The 15,218-nt window shown below is 31.9% G+C and carries 14 protein-coding genes and 1 other RNA gene; all 15 read right to left on the bottom strand.

All coding sequences use genetic code 11. From position 1 onward, the window contains the following. Nucleotides 1-133 precede the first annotated feature (133 nt). The 15 genes from B6C99_RS12045 to B6C99_RS11980 all read right to left on the bottom strand — a co-directional run bounded on the left by B6C99_RS12045 (nt 134) and on the right by B6C99_RS11980 (nt 14,382). On the bottom strand, nt 134-2,218 hold the full coding sequence (locus B6C99_RS12045) for a capsular polysaccharide biosynthesis protein (RefSeq protein ID WP_086360047.1): 2,085 nt from the start codon (nt 2,216-2,218) through the stop codon (nt 134-136). A gap of 23 nt (nt 2,219-2,241) precedes the next feature. Beyond that, nucleotides 2,242-2,901, bottom strand: coding sequence for an ABC transporter ATP-binding protein (locus tag B6C99_RS12040; protein ID WP_086360046.1), 660 nt, complete (start codon nt 2,899-2,901; stop codon nt 2,242-2,244). Further along, nucleotides 2,901-3,701, bottom strand: a complete 801-nt coding sequence (locus tag B6C99_RS12035; RefSeq protein ID WP_086360045.1) for an ABC transporter permease — start codon at nt 3,699-3,701, stop codon at nt 2,901-2,903. The genes B6C99_RS12040 and B6C99_RS12035 overlap by 1 nt, the downstream gene beginning before the upstream one ends. Beyond that, the gene (locus tag B6C99_RS12030) at nt 3,701-4,600 is read right to left on the bottom strand and encodes a hypothetical protein (RefSeq protein ID WP_086360044.1); all 900 of its coding nucleotides are present in this window, start codon (nt 4,598-4,600) and stop codon (nt 3,701-3,703) included. Before B6C99_RS12030 ends, B6C99_RS12035 begins: the two co-directional genes overlap by 1 nt. Nucleotides 4,601-4,631: 31 nt before the next feature. Continuing rightward, nucleotides 4,632-5,753, bottom strand: coding sequence for a polysaccharide biosynthesis/export family protein (locus tag B6C99_RS12025; protein ID WP_086360043.1), 1,122 nt, complete (start codon nt 5,751-5,753; stop codon nt 4,632-4,634). A gap of 137 nt (nt 5,754-5,890) precedes the next feature. Further along, nucleotides 5,891-5,986, bottom strand: an RNA gene (ffs, locus tag B6C99_RS12020) — signal recognition particle sRNA small type. A gap of 139 nt (nt 5,987-6,125) precedes the next feature. Next, nucleotides 6,126-6,419 (bottom strand): integration host factor subunit alpha, encoded by a 294-nt coding sequence (locus B6C99_RS12015; RefSeq protein ID WP_034882129.1) that lies wholly within the window; start codon nt 6,417-6,419, stop codon nt 6,126-6,128. 5 nt (nt 6,420-6,424) lie between these two features. Further along, the gene (pheT, locus tag B6C99_RS12010) at nt 6,425-8,812 is read right to left on the bottom strand and encodes a phenylalanine--tRNA ligase subunit beta (RefSeq protein WP_086360042.1); all 2,388 of its coding nucleotides are present in this window, start codon (nt 8,810-8,812) and stop codon (nt 6,425-6,427) included. 16 nt (nt 8,813-8,828) lie between these two features. Next, entirely contained in the window at nt 8,829-9,812 is a 984-nt protein-coding gene (gene pheS, locus B6C99_RS12005) for a phenylalanine--tRNA ligase subunit alpha (RefSeq protein WP_086360041.1), read from the bottom strand. 81 nt (nt 9,813-9,893) lie between these two features. After that, the gene (gene pheM / locus B6C99_RS13755) at nt 9,894-9,950 is read right to left on the bottom strand and encodes a pheST operon leader peptide PheM (protein ID WP_143413942.1); all 57 of its coding nucleotides are present in this window, start codon (nt 9,948-9,950) and stop codon (nt 9,894-9,896) included. A gap of 67 nt (nt 9,951-10,017) precedes the next feature. Further along, nucleotides 10,018-10,371: a 50S ribosomal protein L20 gene (gene rplT / locus B6C99_RS12000; RefSeq protein WP_024496189.1), complete on the bottom strand. Its 354-nt coding sequence runs from the start codon at nt 10,369-10,371 to the stop codon at nt 10,018-10,020. A gap of 31 nt (nt 10,372-10,402) precedes the next feature. Continuing rightward, a complete protein-coding gene (gene rpmI, locus B6C99_RS11995; RefSeq protein WP_034882133.1) occupies nt 10,403-10,600 on the bottom strand; it encodes a 50S ribosomal protein L35 in 198 nt (65 codons plus the stop codon). An 82-nt stretch (nt 10,601-10,682) separates the two neighbouring features. After that, nucleotides 10,683-11,222 carry a translation initiation factor IF-3 gene (infC, locus tag B6C99_RS11990; protein WP_034882134.1) on the bottom strand — a complete coding sequence of 180 codons (540 nt, stop codon included), beginning with the start codon at nt 11,220-11,222 and terminating at the stop codon, nt 10,683-10,685. Nucleotides 11,223-11,249: 27 nt separating this feature from the next. Next, entirely contained in the window at nt 11,250-13,175 is a 1,926-nt protein-coding gene (gene thrS, locus B6C99_RS11985; protein ID WP_086360040.1) for a threonine--tRNA ligase, read from the bottom strand. 319 nt (nt 13,176-13,494) lie between these two features. Further along, nucleotides 13,495-14,382 (bottom strand): carbohydrate kinase, encoded by an 888-nt coding sequence (locus tag B6C99_RS11980; protein ID WP_086360039.1) that lies wholly within the window; start codon nt 14,380-14,382, stop codon nt 13,495-13,497. Nucleotides 14,383-15,218: the final 836 nt, after the last annotated feature.

Raw genomic sequence — 15,218 nt, 5'->3', positions numbered from 1 at the left:
CGATACCACGTAAAATGATATGGTATTATGATAATTTATTATTAATTTATTTTAAAGATGACGATGTATATAGTTAGTGTTTTGTTATGTTTTTTTTTAAAAAATTAAATGGTATTTGAGCTAATATAAATTATTATATCTTAAATTTTTGTATTTTTAATTTATATATCAGTAAGACAATTTGTTTTAATTTATTAACTTGTTTTTTCAGCCAATTCTGTTTAATTAAACGGTTATTTATTATTTTTTTAGCATTTAAATAATTTATTAATATTTCTGGTTCCGTAAATTCTAATGAATCGGGATGGATATAAACAGCATACTCATACATAACGATATAGATTAGCTCATCAAGTGTTAAATTTCTAACTCTTCTGGAAACAGGATATTTATCAATAGTTAGTCCCCAGCTTGAATAAAATGGTTGACCGTAACATATCACTTTTTTATCACGAATTAGTGCTTCAAAACCGGCTAAAGACGTCATTGTATGAATTTCATCTATTTGTTCTATACAATCAATGATATCTACAAATTCGATAATTTCATCAACATACTTGTTAATTTCAGTCGAATCTACCATACCTTTTCTATTGCCACTTAACACATCAGGATGTGGTTTATAAATGATATAGTCATTTGGGTTATTCTTTCTTACTATTTTTATTAGATCTATATTAGTTTTGATAATAGGAGAACCGTACAGTATAGATGCATCATCTTCTACTTGACCAGGAATCAATATGATTTTTTTATCATTATCAGGTCTAATTCTCATATTTTGACCAACATTATATTTACCTAATCTAGTTTTAATAAGTAAATACCTAATGTTCTGACCCTTTTGTATTTGCGCTTTAGTTAATTGTTTGTTAGCTAATAAAAATTCTAATTCACTAATATTATTAGAATTAAAATAAATACCCAATTCATCAAACACTAATGAATATGGCATATTAAGATTTGATCCTAAACCTAAAGATCTTACAAAACCATCTTCAATTCTTATAGGTTTGAAATGATTAATAAAAGAAAGCAATTTTTTTTTGCCTTGCCCCCATATTAATAATTTTTGATTTTGAATTTTCAATTTTTGATTTCTATCATTAACAATCTTAATAAATTGTTTTATAGAATGATAACTAAGTTTTATTGAAGGTAACTGCAAATATGGTAGTAATATCCTTTTTTTCCAAAAAGAAAAACCAATTAGATTTATGGTTCCTCGCAGTTTATTATTAAGAACTTTTATTTTATTTAAATAATTAATAACATCAAATATTGTTCCTTGTTTACCTGTATATGGATTTATATAATTACAATATAACATATAAGCTGCAGTAAATAATTCTAGTATACTGGCATGAGTTCTTCTATCATTTCTTTTCAAATCGTTTATTTTTTCGTTACGATCATCAGTCACTCCCCAACCTGCATACCAAGGTAATCCGAATGTTATAACTGGTTTACCTATTAAAAGAGCTTCAAATCCCATGTGAGATGTGACTACATATACTTTATCGACTTTTTTGAGTAATGAAATTGAATTAACATCTTCATTAAACAAAATTACGTTTGGTATAGATATGTTTGTTAAATACCCTTTTTTGTGCTTATTAATTACGTCTGTATGGGTTTTTACATATATGGTAGAATCAGGATTCTCTTTAATCGCGGTTTCAAGCATTATCGAAAAAGTTTCTGTGTTAGCACCACCTAATTGAACTGCCATATCTCCTAAAGTTTGATCCACAACTAATACTTTTTCATTTTTTTCTTTGCTTAATTCATTAAATCCAGAAAAATTGACTGCATGATTATACTTTGTTAGTTCAAACTCAGTAATTAATTTCAATGCAATAGTTGCATCATCGATACTCTCCTTTATTAGAATTTTATTTTTAATTAAATTCTCAAGCTTTGAAGGTGTTCTTGAATCGTAATAGATACCAATTTCATCAGCAATAAGTGAAAGAGGAGGATATCCATCTAAACCAAGACCAATTGAACGCAAAAAACCATCTTCAAGAGATATGAATGTCAAGAAGTTCTTTGCTGCATAAGCTCTAGCTTTAGTGGTTGTTGGACGATATCCCCAACCAGCAATGGCATCGGCTTTTATTTTCTTATTTTTATGATTAAATCTTAAGTCAGGAAAAAATTGATGGATGTTTTTTATAGTTAAAATTTTTTTTGAAAAGACTGTTATATTTTTCATTAGAAACACAATTAAAATAAATATTAAATAATTTTCTGTTGATTATTGTGATAAAGCAACGCTTTTTCAATACTGTCAAATTGATATAAATTACCATCTTCTAATACCATTGCTTTATCGCAATAACTTTTAATTGCATTCATATTATGCGAAACTAAAATGAGTGCTTTATCCTTTTTATTTTCAAATAATTCTCTTCTACATTTCTCTGTAAATCTAGAATCACCGACAGCAATAACTTCATCGATTAAGTAACAATCAAATTCAATTGATAGTGACAGTGCGAAAGCTAAACGAGCCTTCATACCAGAAGAATATTTTTTTACAGGTTCATATAAATAATCACCTAATTCAGCAAAATCCTCAACATATTTTTGGATCTTTTCTATAGAACTCCCATAGATTCTACAAATAAATTTTAAGTTATCCATTCCTGTTAAGCTACCTTGAAACCCACCAGAAAAAGCTAATGGCCAAGAAATTGACATATTTCTTATTATTGTGCCAGTTGTTGGTTTCTCAATTTCACTAATAATCTTAATGAGGGTTGATTTACCTGCCCCATTGCGTCCTAAAATACCTATTTTTTCTCCTTTTTTTAGAGAAAAAGAAATATTTTTCAACACAGTTTTATAACCTTTTCTAGTACGGTATTCCTTACTGACATTATTAATTATTATCATTAATTATTCTCTAGTATGTATGACTCATTATTTTTTACCATGGTTAATCCAATAAAAAGCAAAATAACGTTGCATAAAACTAAGTAATTAACATCATAATGAGTAACTACTGATGGACCAAAATAACCATGTCGAAACATTTCGGTACCATGTATAGGTGGAATAAAAAGTAATAGTTTCTGTATGTTTTGTGGAAAAGTATCAACCCAAAAGAAAGCTCCAGATATAGGCATAAACACAAAACTTAAAGTTACCCACATTTTACCAAAAATTTCATATTTAGCTGATAAGACAAAAATAATTAACCCTAAACCTATAGAAAACCAGCACATTAAACCCCAAGCACATATCATATTAAATGAATCATAAGGAATAGCAATTATTCCAAAAAAAACAAAAATTAATATAACAAAAACTTGAGCTGCACTTGCACCAATCATTTCTAGAAATACTCGAGCATAAACTAAATCTAAAATTCGAATATTACGATGATATAATAATGCTAGATTAGCACTGACTGCTCCTTTAGCTCTTGATGATGCGTTACGCCACATCATTACCATTGGATAACCGGTTAACACAAATGCAATTATGTTTAAATTTGATAAAGAATTTATTTTAAAAAAAAACCACATTAAGCTTATAAATAATGTAAAGGACATTGGTTCAAAAAACAACCAGAGAAAACCTATGTTATTACGCCCATAACGTGTAATGATTTCTCTTAAGATTAAAGCTTTCAATACCATGATTTGTATTTTTAATGAACGCATGAAGGATGTTTTAAATATATCAGTCATCAGTCTTTATGCTCTCTTATACCTGCCAGTAGTAAGTTAATTATGCCATAAATCAATAAGGTTATTATAAAAGTTGAAATTGTATTATAGATTCTTGCAGGCTTGAAAGAAACATCAGAGACACTCGGTTGTTCGATTCGTTCTAAATAAAGCTGTTTTTTAGTTATTTCTACTTGAGCATTTCTTAATGATAATGTTGCTGCCTCAAATTGCTGCTTTGCAACAGTATTATTGATTAATATTTGTTGGTATTCAGCTAAATTAGCATCTTGATTCTTGTTCTTTTGGAATTCAGCTAATGCTTTAGCTTCTTTTTTCATTTGTAATTCAGCATTTTTTAATTCTGCTAATGACGCAGTAATCAGATCCTGTTTAGCTCTTAAATTAATTTGATTAACAAAACCTTCAGCTTGTTTTAATAATTGTTCGTTAATAAGATATGCATCTTTTGTATCAAAAGCATTTACACTTATTGTTGCAATGCCGGTTGAGCTATCGAAATTTACATTAATCATGTCATACATGTATCGATAGAAATATTCTTTTTTATTATAAAAATCCAAGTTAAATCCATTATAACGAGATATTATATCTCCTTTTTTTGTATACCAATCTTGTATTGGTAGAACTTTTTCAATTGATGATAAAGCATCTCTAGATTTAATATAGGATAAAATAACATATGAATCATCATTGGAACGAGATATTCCAACTTTTGAAAAAAAACTTCCTAATCCACCCAACGATGATTGAGTATCAGAAGAACGTATAATATACGTAGCTTCTGAAGTATAAATATTTTCGGCAATAAAACCAAAATAAATGACTGATAAGAAAGTTGGTAAAATTACTATTAATTGCAACAACCAGTTTATTTTCTTTTTAACAGTTGCACTCATAACGTATCTCAGAAAAAATTAATCAAAAAAATTAGTCACTAACTTGATTTACTTGATTAACAACCCCTACACTTGGAGTGAATATTGCATATAAAAATTTTTGGAGTTCAATAATTGGAGCTGATGCAACATAAACAATATCATCATTTTGAATTTGAAAGTTTTTCATTATAAAAAAAGAATTAGGATTTGTTAGATCTATTTGATAGACTGTTGGGAAAGATTTTTCCTCATTATCATCTTTATGTCTAAAAACGAATACACCTCGAGCATCAGATTGGTTATCACGCAAACCACCAATACGAGCTAAAGCTTGAGATAAATTGATTCCATTTGCTTCAAATCGAACTTCTTTAGTTGCGCCGGTAGCACCCATTGAAATAAAAGAACAAGGTTTATTTATTAATGTAATCACATCATTATCTTGAAGTTTTATATTAAATTTTGGATTAGATAAAACTAAACTTAATGGAATCTTGTTAACTTTATTATTTCTAGTAATTTGAATTAAAGTATCTTTAATATCATACATATTACTGCCTAACATCGTAACAGCATCAAGTAGTTGTTCTTGTTTAGCAGTTAATGGCATTTTACCACTAAATTGATCTCCAATGATTATAACATTTGATGATTTTTTCTCTACAACGGTCACTATTACTTGAGGTCTATTAGCTATACCCGATAATTTATCTGTTATTTCTTTTTTTATTTGTATTGGATTTTTATTGACAACTGTTATCTCACCAATAAATGGTAAAGAAATAAGACCTTTAGAGTCAACAATAACTGAAGGTAACTCAGTAAATCCTGTTTTAGGCGCATTGGTATCGCTGGAGCTATTAAATAGTATTGCAGGAGGTGTTTCAATAATTGAGATTTTTAAAGTATCACCTTTACCTATATTATCAGCTTTAAGATTTATATTATTTGTTTCAAATATTATTTTTGCTGGGTTAGTATTGCTATTTTTTATTGATTCATCGGAAGTGTTCAAGTTAACTATTTTTACACTATTATAAACTTTATCAAATTCATTATTTTGCCGTTCTATTTTCTTTATAGATGAAAAACTAGGCCCAGCATGAGGTAATATTGAACAACCGTTTAAAAACATTACTAATGTTATTGGTAAAAGAGATGGTAATTTCAAAGTGAATTTTCCTTTTCATCAATTATTTATATTATAGTTCTTTTTTCAGAAAACTATAAAGTCATTTTAGTTTTTATAGTAACTATATGTTTAATCATTAAATTTGACAAACTTTTATACGATAATTCTGGAGGAGACCCTATCAGCCACATCCCACACACATATTTTTTACTTTGGCTGCTTCCTTCCGGACCTGACCTGATGAGCAAAAAAATGTTGCAAGAGGACCCATAGAGCCTCCATTGAGGAGGTGTATTATGCTTGATTAAGCAATTAATTACAATAATTTTTTACAAAAAAGTAAACAACCTTTTTGCGTTGTAATAACAACAAAAAGGCTATTAATGACAAAAACAAATTTAAAAAATTTAATTATAAAGTTAAATTTTTCTCGATTCGTTCTCTAAATTTAATACCAGGTCTAAATGTCACAACTCGTCGAGCTGAGATATCAACACTTTCCCCTGTTTTCGGATTACGACCTGGTCGTGAATTTTTATCACGAACAGCAAAATTGCCAAATCCAGAAAGTTTAACAGGTTCACCTTTTTCTAAAGCAACTCGAATTTCTTCGAAAAAAAGTTCAACTAGGACTTTAGCTTCTTGACGATCAATATCAAATTTATCGGCAAGTCGATCTGCAATATCAGCTTTAGTTAATGTCATAATTATTATTCTCTTAATTGGGCATTAAAACGATTTTGTAAAGCAATAATACATTTGCTTACAATGTTTGTTATATCTTCTTCTTCCAGTGTACGTGATTTGTCTTGTAAAATCAAACTGATAGCAAGGCTTTTCTGATTTTTTTCAATATTTTCGCCTTGATAGACATCAAATAAATTAACTCTTATAAGCTGTTCACCACCAGCACGCTTACACTCAGTAATAATATCTGCTGCTGGTATTGTATTTGATACTACTACAGCTATATCTCGTTTGTTAGACGGATATTTAGATAATTCATGAGCAACAGGAATCCTTTTACCATTAATTTTATCTAAATTTATTTCAAAAACAAGCGTTTTACTATTTAAAGATAATTTTTTTTCAATTTCTGGATGTAAAACGCCAAAATTGCCGATAAGATCGTCATTTATGTAAATTGCCGCACTTTGGCCTGGATGTAATGCCTCAAGTTCTGATTTTCTATATTCGACTGTTTCATTACAACCTAAAAGAGAGAATAATAATTCTAGATCCCCTTTTAAGTCGTAAAAATCGATATGTTGTTTAGATAATGTCCAGTGTTCTTCATAGAGGCTACCAGTCACAACACCGGAAAGCATCAATTCTTGGCGAACACCAAATTCATATGAGCTGTCAGGGATAAAACGCAAACCCGTTTCAAACAATCTCATTCGAGATTGTTGGCGGTTTTGGTTGTATAATACAGAATCTAATAATCCAGACCATAAGGACAAACGCATAACCGACATTTCACTCGAAATTGGGTTTGGTAATGTGATCTGTGCTTGGTGTGGATGTAATGCTTGTTGAACTTTAGGATCAACAAAACTATAAGTCACTGCCTCTTGATAACCTTTATCAACAAATAAATTTTTTACTCTAGACAAAGGAATTATACTTTCTGGTTTTGGCTTCATAACAGATTCAATCTTTAAATTCACATTAGGAATGTTGTTATAGCCATAAATCCGAGCTACTTCCTCAACTAAATCTTCTTCAATTTGTAAATCAAATCGCCAACTAGGTGATTTCACCGTCCAAACGTTTTCGTTATAAGAAACTTCACAACCTAATCTAACTAAAATGTCGGTAATTTTTTGAGTTTCAATTGAATAACCAATAATTCGATCTACTTTATTTCTACGTAATTGAATTGTAGCTTGAGTAGGAAGTTGTTGTTCGTTGGTAACTTCAGTGATTGGACCAACATCACCACCACAGATATCAACAATCAATTGAGTTGCTCTTTCAATTGCAGCTGATTGTAAATAAGGATCAACACCTCGTTCATAACGATGAGAGGCTTCAGTATGTAAGCCATATTCACGTGCTTTTCCTGTTATAGCTAAAGGAGAAAAGAATGCTGATTCAAGAAAGATATCTTTAGTTGTATTAGTAACACCTGATTTTTGCCCACCCATAATACCAGCTATAGCTAAAACTTTTTGATGATCTGCAATTACTAATGTTTCTTCATTAAGTTCAACTTCATTACCATTGAGTAACACAAGTTTTTCTTCTTGATTAGCATAACGAACAACTATGCCCTTTTCTATCTCGGCTAAATCAAACGCATGCATTGGATGACCGAGTTCTAATAAAACGTAGTTAGTAACATCGACAATGGCATCAACAGAACGAATACCACCTCTGCGTAACTTCTCTTTCATCCATAGCGGAGTTAAAGCATCAACTTTAACATTTTTGATAATACGACCTAAATAACGAGGGGCTGCTTTAGCTGCATCAACCTGAATAGGTAAAATATCATTTATTGTATGAATGATATTTTCAACTTTTAGTTCTTTCATTGGTATATTGTTTACAGCAGAAATATCTCTCGCAACACCAATAATACCAAAACAATCGGCACGATTTGGTGTAACACTAATATCAATTATTACATCATCTAAATTTAAATATTGTCGTATATCTTGTCCTAAAGGGGCATTCTCTGGTAATTCAATAATTCCATTATGATCGTCGGAAATACCTAATTCAGAATAAGAACACAACATCCCTTCCGATGGTTCACCTCGAAGTTTTGCTGCTTTTATTTTAAAATCACCTGGTAATACAGCGCCAATTGTGGCGCAAGCTACGGTTAAACCTTGACGACAATTAGGTGCACCACAAACAATATCCAATAATTCTGGTTTACCAATATCTACTTTGGTCACTCGTAATTTGTCAGCATTAGGATGTTGTTTACATTCAACAACTTTACCCACTACTACACCGGTAAAATCACCAGCCACTTTTTCAATATCATCTACTTCTAAACCAGCCATAGTTAACTGGTCAGCTAGTTTTTCGCTACTTATTTCTGGATTGATCCATTCACGTAGCCAACTTTCACTAAATTTCATGTTTTGATCTCCAGAATTAATTAAATTGCTTTAAAAAACGTAAATCATTTTCAAAGAAAGAACGCAAATCAGTGACACCGTAACGCAACATAGTCAACCTCTCTATTCCCATTCCAAATGCGAAACCACTATACACTTCAGGATCTATCCCTACATTGCGTAATACATTCGGATGAACCATGCCACAGCCTAACACTTCTAACCATTTACCATTTTTAGCTTTAATATCAACTTCTGCTGAAGGTTCAGTAAATGGAAAATATGCAGGTCTAAATCTTATTTCCATATTATCTTCAAAGAAACAGTGAAGGAAATCATGCAACAAACCTTTCAAATGGGTAAAACTGATATCTTTATCAACCAATAAACCTTCCATTTGATGAAACATAGGCGTGTGAGTCTGATCGTAATCATTACGATAAGTTCTTCCTGGGGCAATGATCCGGATTGGTGGTTTTTGATTTTCCATAGTTCGGATTTGAACTGTTGAAGTTTGGGTTCGTAATAAACGTTTTGCATCAAACCAGAAGGTATCATGATCAGCACGAGCAGGATGGTGTTCTGGGATATTTAATGCATCAAAATTATGATAATCATCTTCAATTTCCGGTCCAGTCTCAACCACAAAACCTAGCTCACCAAAAAATTCCACTAAGCGATTAATTGTTTTAGTAACCGGATGTAATCCACCTAATTCAAGTGATTTTCCTGGAAGCGTGATATCAATAGTTTCATTTGCTAGTTTTGCATTAAGAGCTTGACGCTCTAAAAAATTACGCTTTTGATTTAATAATTCAATAACTTGTTGTTTAGCATCATTAATCTTCTGACCTACAGCTGGTCGCTCATCGGCGGAAACATCACGTAAAGAAGCCATTTGCATGGTAAAATAGCCTTTCTTACCAAAATATTCTACACGAATCTGCTCGATGGTATTAATATCGTTAGCACTTTCAATAGCAGATTTGGCATTGTTTACCAGTTCAACTAATTGAGACATACAGTTCTCCTGCTTATTATTTATTACATAAAAAAAGCCTCCACTGAGGCTTTTATAATTATTTTTCGTTTTTCATTTGCCTCATGAACGAATAGCAATACCGAAGCTAAAAAAGAAACGAAAGATAACTAGATTCATAATCAACTTTTAAATAATTAAGATTATAAAACATAAAAGCCGAGATAACTCGGCTCTTATAAAGCTATTAAAGTGCAGCTTTTGCTTTTTCAACTAATGCAGCAAATGCATTTTTATCAAATACTGCAATATCTGCAAGGATCTTACGATCGATTTCAATTGAAGCTTTCTTTAAACCATTAATGAAACGACTATAAGAAAGACCACATTGACGAGCAGCTGCATTGATACGTACAATCCATAATTGACGGAATTGACGTTTACGTTGACGACGGTCACGGTAAGCATATTGTCCAGCTTTAATTACTGCTTGGAAAGCAACACGATATACGCGTGAACGAGCACCATAATACCCTTTTGCTTGTTTTAAAATTTTCTTGTGACGTGCACGAGCAATAACACCACGTTTAACACGAGCCATAAACTATATCCTCTAAATAATTAATCAATATTTAAGCGTATGGAACACACGCCACTACTAAACCTAAATCGCCTTTTGACACAGTAGTCAAACCACGTAAATGACGTTTACGTTTAGTTGATTTTTTAGTTAGGATATGGCTCTTGTTAGCTTGTTTATGCTTAAAGCCACCAGAAGCTGTTTTTTTAAAGCGCTTTGCTGCGCCTCTTACAGTTTTAATTTTAGGCATTTTATAATTCCTACTTCGCATTGTTAATAAAAGTAAAATAATGGTGTAATTTTAGAAAACTAAAGATTAACTTGTAAAACCATTACTTCTTCTTCGGCGCTAACACCATAATCATTTGACGGCCTTCAATCTTAGTTGGATAAGATTCAATTACCGCCAAATCAGCTAAATCTTCTTTAATGCGATCAAGCATTTCAGTACCTAACTGTTGGTGAGCCATTTCACGTCCACGAAAACGCAACGTGACTTTAGCTTTATCGCCATCTTCAAGAAAGCGTATCAGGCTGCGGAGTTTTACCTGATAATCGCCTTCGTCTGTACCAGGTCGGAATTTAATTTCCTTAACCTGAACAACCTTTTGCTTCTTCTTCTGTTCTTTTGTTGCTTTACTCTTTTCATAGAGGAACTTGCCATAATCCATAATTCGACAAACAGGTGGCTCTGCATTAGGACTTATTTCAACTAAATCTAATGTTGCTTCCTCAGCTTGTTTTAAAGCCTCGTCTAAGCTAACAATGCCGAGCTGTTCACCATCGACGCCGGTTAACCTCACCTCGCGAGCAGTAATCTCATCATTGATTTTGTGCGCGCGTGTTGACTGAATTCGTTTACTGACTTTAATATCTCATTCCTCCAAATTAATTTATCATTAATTCATTTGTTCTAATGAACGACTATGAATTTCATTAAGCAATAATTCTATAACATGTTTCACTTCAAAGCTACCAAGATCTTTACCTTGGCGAGTTCGAACTGAAATTGTTCCTGATTCCATCTCTTTGTCTCCACAGACAAACATATAAGGAACTCGTTTTAGAGTATGCTCACGAATTTTAAACCCTATTTTCTCATTTCTCAAGTCCGCTTTTGCTCTAATGCCAACTTTTTGTAGTTGCTCGGTTAATTGTTTGGCATAATCGGCTTGATTATCAGTGATATTAATAACCGCTACTTGTAATGGTGCCAACCAAGTTGGGAAGAATCCAGCACAATCTTCGGTCAATATACCCATGAAGCGTTCCATTGAACCAAGTATAGCTCGGTGAATCATAACAGGAACATGGCGTTCATTATCTTCACCAACATAAGTTGCATCTAATCGTTCTGGTAACATAAAGTCAAGTTGAACTGTACCACATTGCCATGCTCGACCTAAGCAATCATGTAAAGTAAATTCAATTTTTGGACCATAGAATGCCCCTTCACCAGGTAAATATTCAAATTCAATGCCATTTTCTTGCAAACATTCAGCTAAATCTTTTTCTGCTAAATCCCAAGTTTCATCTTTACCAATACGTTTTTCTGGACGAGTCGATAATTTAACCGTGATATCTTTAAAGCCAAACGTACTATAAGTATCATAGACCATTTTGATACAGCTATTTACTTCACTTCGAATTTGCCCTTCAGTACAAAAGATATGCGCATCATCTTGGGTAAAACCTCGTACACGCATTAATCCGTGCAAAGAACCTGACGGTTCATTTCGATGACAACTACCAAATTCCGCCATACGTAATGGAAGATCACGATAAGATTTAAGACCTTGATTAAAAATTTGCACATGACCAGGACAGTTCATTGGCTTAATACAATATTCTCGGTTTTCTGATGAAGTAACAAACATTAATTCTTTATAGTTACCCCAATGCCCTGTTTTTTCCCAAAGTACACGATCCATCATAAATGGACCTTTCACTTCTTGATAATCATATTCTTTCAGTTTGGTACGAACAAAAACTTCCAATTCACGGAAAATGATCCAACCATCATTATGCCAAAATACCATACCTGGTGCTTCTTCTTGCATATGATAAAGATCAAGTTGTTTACCAATTTTACGATGATCACGTTTCGCCGCTTCTTCTAAAAATTGTAAATAACTGTCTAGTTGTTTTTTATCTGCCCATGCAGTTCCATAGATGCGTTGTAACATTTTGTTATCACTATTACCACGCCAATAAGCGCCAGCAACTTTTTGTAATTTAAAATGGTGACAAAAACGCATATTAGGAACATGAGGCCCACGACACATATCAATATATTCTTCATGATGATAAAGTGCTGGTGTAGAATCTTTAGGAATGTTTTCATCTAAAATAGCAATTTTATAAGGTTCGTGACGTTCCCAAAACACTTCTCTTGCACGTTCCCAACTCACTACTTCTTTTTTAACTTCATAATCTTTTTTAGCCAATTCATGCATGCGTTTTTCTAAAGCATCAAGATCTTCCTGAGTCAAAGAGTGATCTAAATCGACATCATAATAAAAGCCATTATCAATAGTAGGCCCGATAGCCATCTGAGTATTAGGCCATAATTGTTTGATGGCATGTCCTAATAAATGAGCACAAGAATGACGGATAATTTCAAGTCCATCTTCATCTTTGGCGGTAATAATAGATAACGTTGCATCATGCTCGATAACATCACACGCATCTTTACGTTCACCATTAACACGGCCTGCTATACAGGCTTTAGCAAGTCCTGCACCAATACTTTGTGCAACTTCTAATACAGTAATAGGTTTATCAAATTGACGTTGACTTCCATCAGGAAGAGTAATAATTGGCATAATAAATCCTTATAACAGTGGTGCGCCACACGAAAGCGCACATGCGTACATAAATAAATAGACGGAGTATACTATCACTTATCATAAGGATTTTAAATAGTCTTGAACTTGATTTAAAAATAGATTTATCTCTAACGATTAAACACATCCTGTGTTAGTAACCCCTAAAAACAAATAGTACCTTTTTTTAATTATTAATAGCTTTTTTAATGGTTATTTTTGATTAGGAATCAATAAAACAATGTTGTAATTGAATATGTCAAGAATAGTTATGACCTAGCTATAATTCACTAATTAAAAAGCTAGGTTTGAAAAGAGATTATAATTCGGCTATATATGCTTGCGGTAAAATAGGCATAGGTCCGCTTTGAGTACAAACATATGCGGCAATATGATTTGCTTTACTATTAATTTCCTGTAATTGTTTACCTTTTAAATATAACACGCTACTTATTGCCATAAATGAATCACCAGCACCAACAGTATCAATTGGAGTGATTTTTTCAGCAGGACAATGATTCTGTTCATTTTGGGTAATAAGATGACTACCTTCACTACCACAGGTATAAATTAATAATTCAAGTTGATAATGTTGATTTAGATAATTGAAAAGCGCTTGTGGATCTGCCTTTATCTTCAATAAATCAGCAACAATTGGTAATTCTTCATCATTTAACTTCAAAATATTGGCATGTTCAATACAAAGAAGTAAAGTTGCGTGGTTATAATGATTTTGACGTAAATTAATATCAACAATAATTTTGCTTTTTTGAGACCTGTGGTTAATAATCTTTTGCAATAATTCATGATTATGTATATTACGTTGAATTAAACTGCCGAAATAGATTGCATCTAAATCATCTTGCTGGATAAGTTCTAATAGTTGATCTGTTAATTGAATATCATCCCAAGCTACAGGATTAACAATATTATAAGTGGGTTTACCAGCTGAATCTAATTTAACTAATACGGTTCCAGTTGGATAATTTGCAGATATTTGAATTTGTTGTGGGATCCGCAGTTTTTCAATCTGTTCACGTAATTCTCTACCATTGTCGTCATCGCCAATTGCAGAAACTAATATTGCATTTGCTCCAGCTGATTTAGCATGATAACAAAAGTTGGCGGCAGCTCCGCCAATCTTTTTCCCATTAGGTAAACAATCCCATAAAAATTCACCTATTGCTACAATCTTTATGTCATTCATCTTCGATTAACCCTTGTTTGACATCAATATTTTTTTCCATACTATCGGCTTGCTTCTGCCAATCATCAAATTGACTATATGCAGTATAAATCGTTGAACCGGTAGGTAATTCCGGATACTCATTTTCTCCATTAGTACCCCAATTAACCTAACCTGAATCTTTACGTTGAACAATTTGATAACGTCCGACAATATTACTCGTATACCAAACCATAGCATAACCTGATTAGGGATTTATTTCAGCCGTTTTATTTGTAGTAAAAAGAAAAATAGTTTTAAAATTTGCCTTTATTTCTTTCTTAATTTAAATACCTTAATTAACATAACACAATCGTCGGCGGAAATTCTAATAAACTTGATTGAAGCTATTACCAATTTAATATCATCAGGTTAATCACTAGTTTTGCTCACCATTAGAAATTATTTGAAGTCTAAAACCTGACCGCTAAATCGTCATTACTAATATAGGAGTTTCATTTGTTTAGCAGCTAAAAAGCCTTAGACCCCTTCAGAATCAACGACTATTAAATAAATAATGGCAACTTTCTGATCAATGTCATCTTTCATTATAATGTATCGATCTCTACTTTGTTTTGTAATTTCAGAAAATGTATTGAATATTACAATATAGAATGAATTGTTTCAGTTGAAGTAATAAAAAAATTTTTGTTAACAAGTAAAGCTTTGACTGCGATAAAAACTTTAATCCAAAGGATAAATAATCCAACCTTACCAATTCGTACTATAATACGTTAATGGTGAATTAGTTATCCGTACATCAAGTGGAGCATAATAAAGAACTCAATAACCAGTCGATAAAATACAGTCAACAAAAT

The sequence above is a fragment of the Gilliamella sp. N-G2 genome, assembly GCF_002142215.1.
Classification (GTDB): domain Bacteria; phylum Pseudomonadota; class Gammaproteobacteria; order Enterobacterales; family Orbaceae; genus Gilliamella.
The sequence above is the reverse complement of the archived record's forward strand: the minus strand, read 5'-3'. Positions and strand labels throughout refer to the sequence as shown.

Excerpts from the sequence above, each read along its gene's own strand:
- pheS (WP_086360041.1), bottom strand. The coding sequence starts at position 9,812 with ATGTCTCAATTAGTTGAACTGGTAAACAATGCCAAATCTGCTATTGAA.
- B6C99_RS11980 (WP_086360039.1), bottom strand. The coding sequence starts at position 14,382 with ATGAATGACATAAAGATTGTAGCAATAGGTGAATTTTTATGGGATTGT.
- pheT (WP_086360042.1), bottom strand. The coding sequence starts at position 8,812 with ATGAAATTTAGTGAAAGTTGGCTACGTGAATGGATCAATCCAGAAATA.
- B6C99_RS12040 (WP_086360046.1), bottom strand. The coding sequence starts at position 2,901 with ATGATAATAATTAATAATGTCAGTAAGGAATACCGTACTAGAAAAGGT.
- B6C99_RS12030 (WP_086360044.1), bottom strand. The coding sequence starts at position 4,600 with ATGAGTGCAACTGTTAAAAAGAAAATAAACTGGTTGTTGCAATTAATA.
- B6C99_RS12015 (WP_034882129.1), bottom strand. The coding sequence starts at position 6,419 with ATGACATTAACTAAAGCTGATATTGCAGATCGACTTGCCGATAAATTT.
- rpmI (WP_034882133.1), bottom strand. The coding sequence starts at position 10,600 with ATGCCTAAAATTAAAACTGTAAGAGGCGCAGCAAAGCGCTTTAAAAAA.
- B6C99_RS12045 (WP_086360047.1), bottom strand. The coding sequence starts at position 2,218 with ATGAAAAATATAACAGTCTTTTCAAAAAAAATTTTAACTATAAAAAAC.
- thrS (WP_086360040.1), bottom strand. The coding sequence starts at position 13,175 with ATGCCAATTATTACTCTTCCTGATGGAAGTCAACGTCAATTTGATAAA.
- B6C99_RS12035 (WP_086360045.1), bottom strand. The coding sequence starts at position 3,701 with ATGACTGATATATTTAAAACATCCTTCATGCGTTCATTAAAAATACAA.
- rplT (WP_024496189.1), bottom strand. The coding sequence starts at position 10,371 with ATGGCTCGTGTTAAACGTGGTGTTATTGCTCGTGCACGTCACAAGAAA.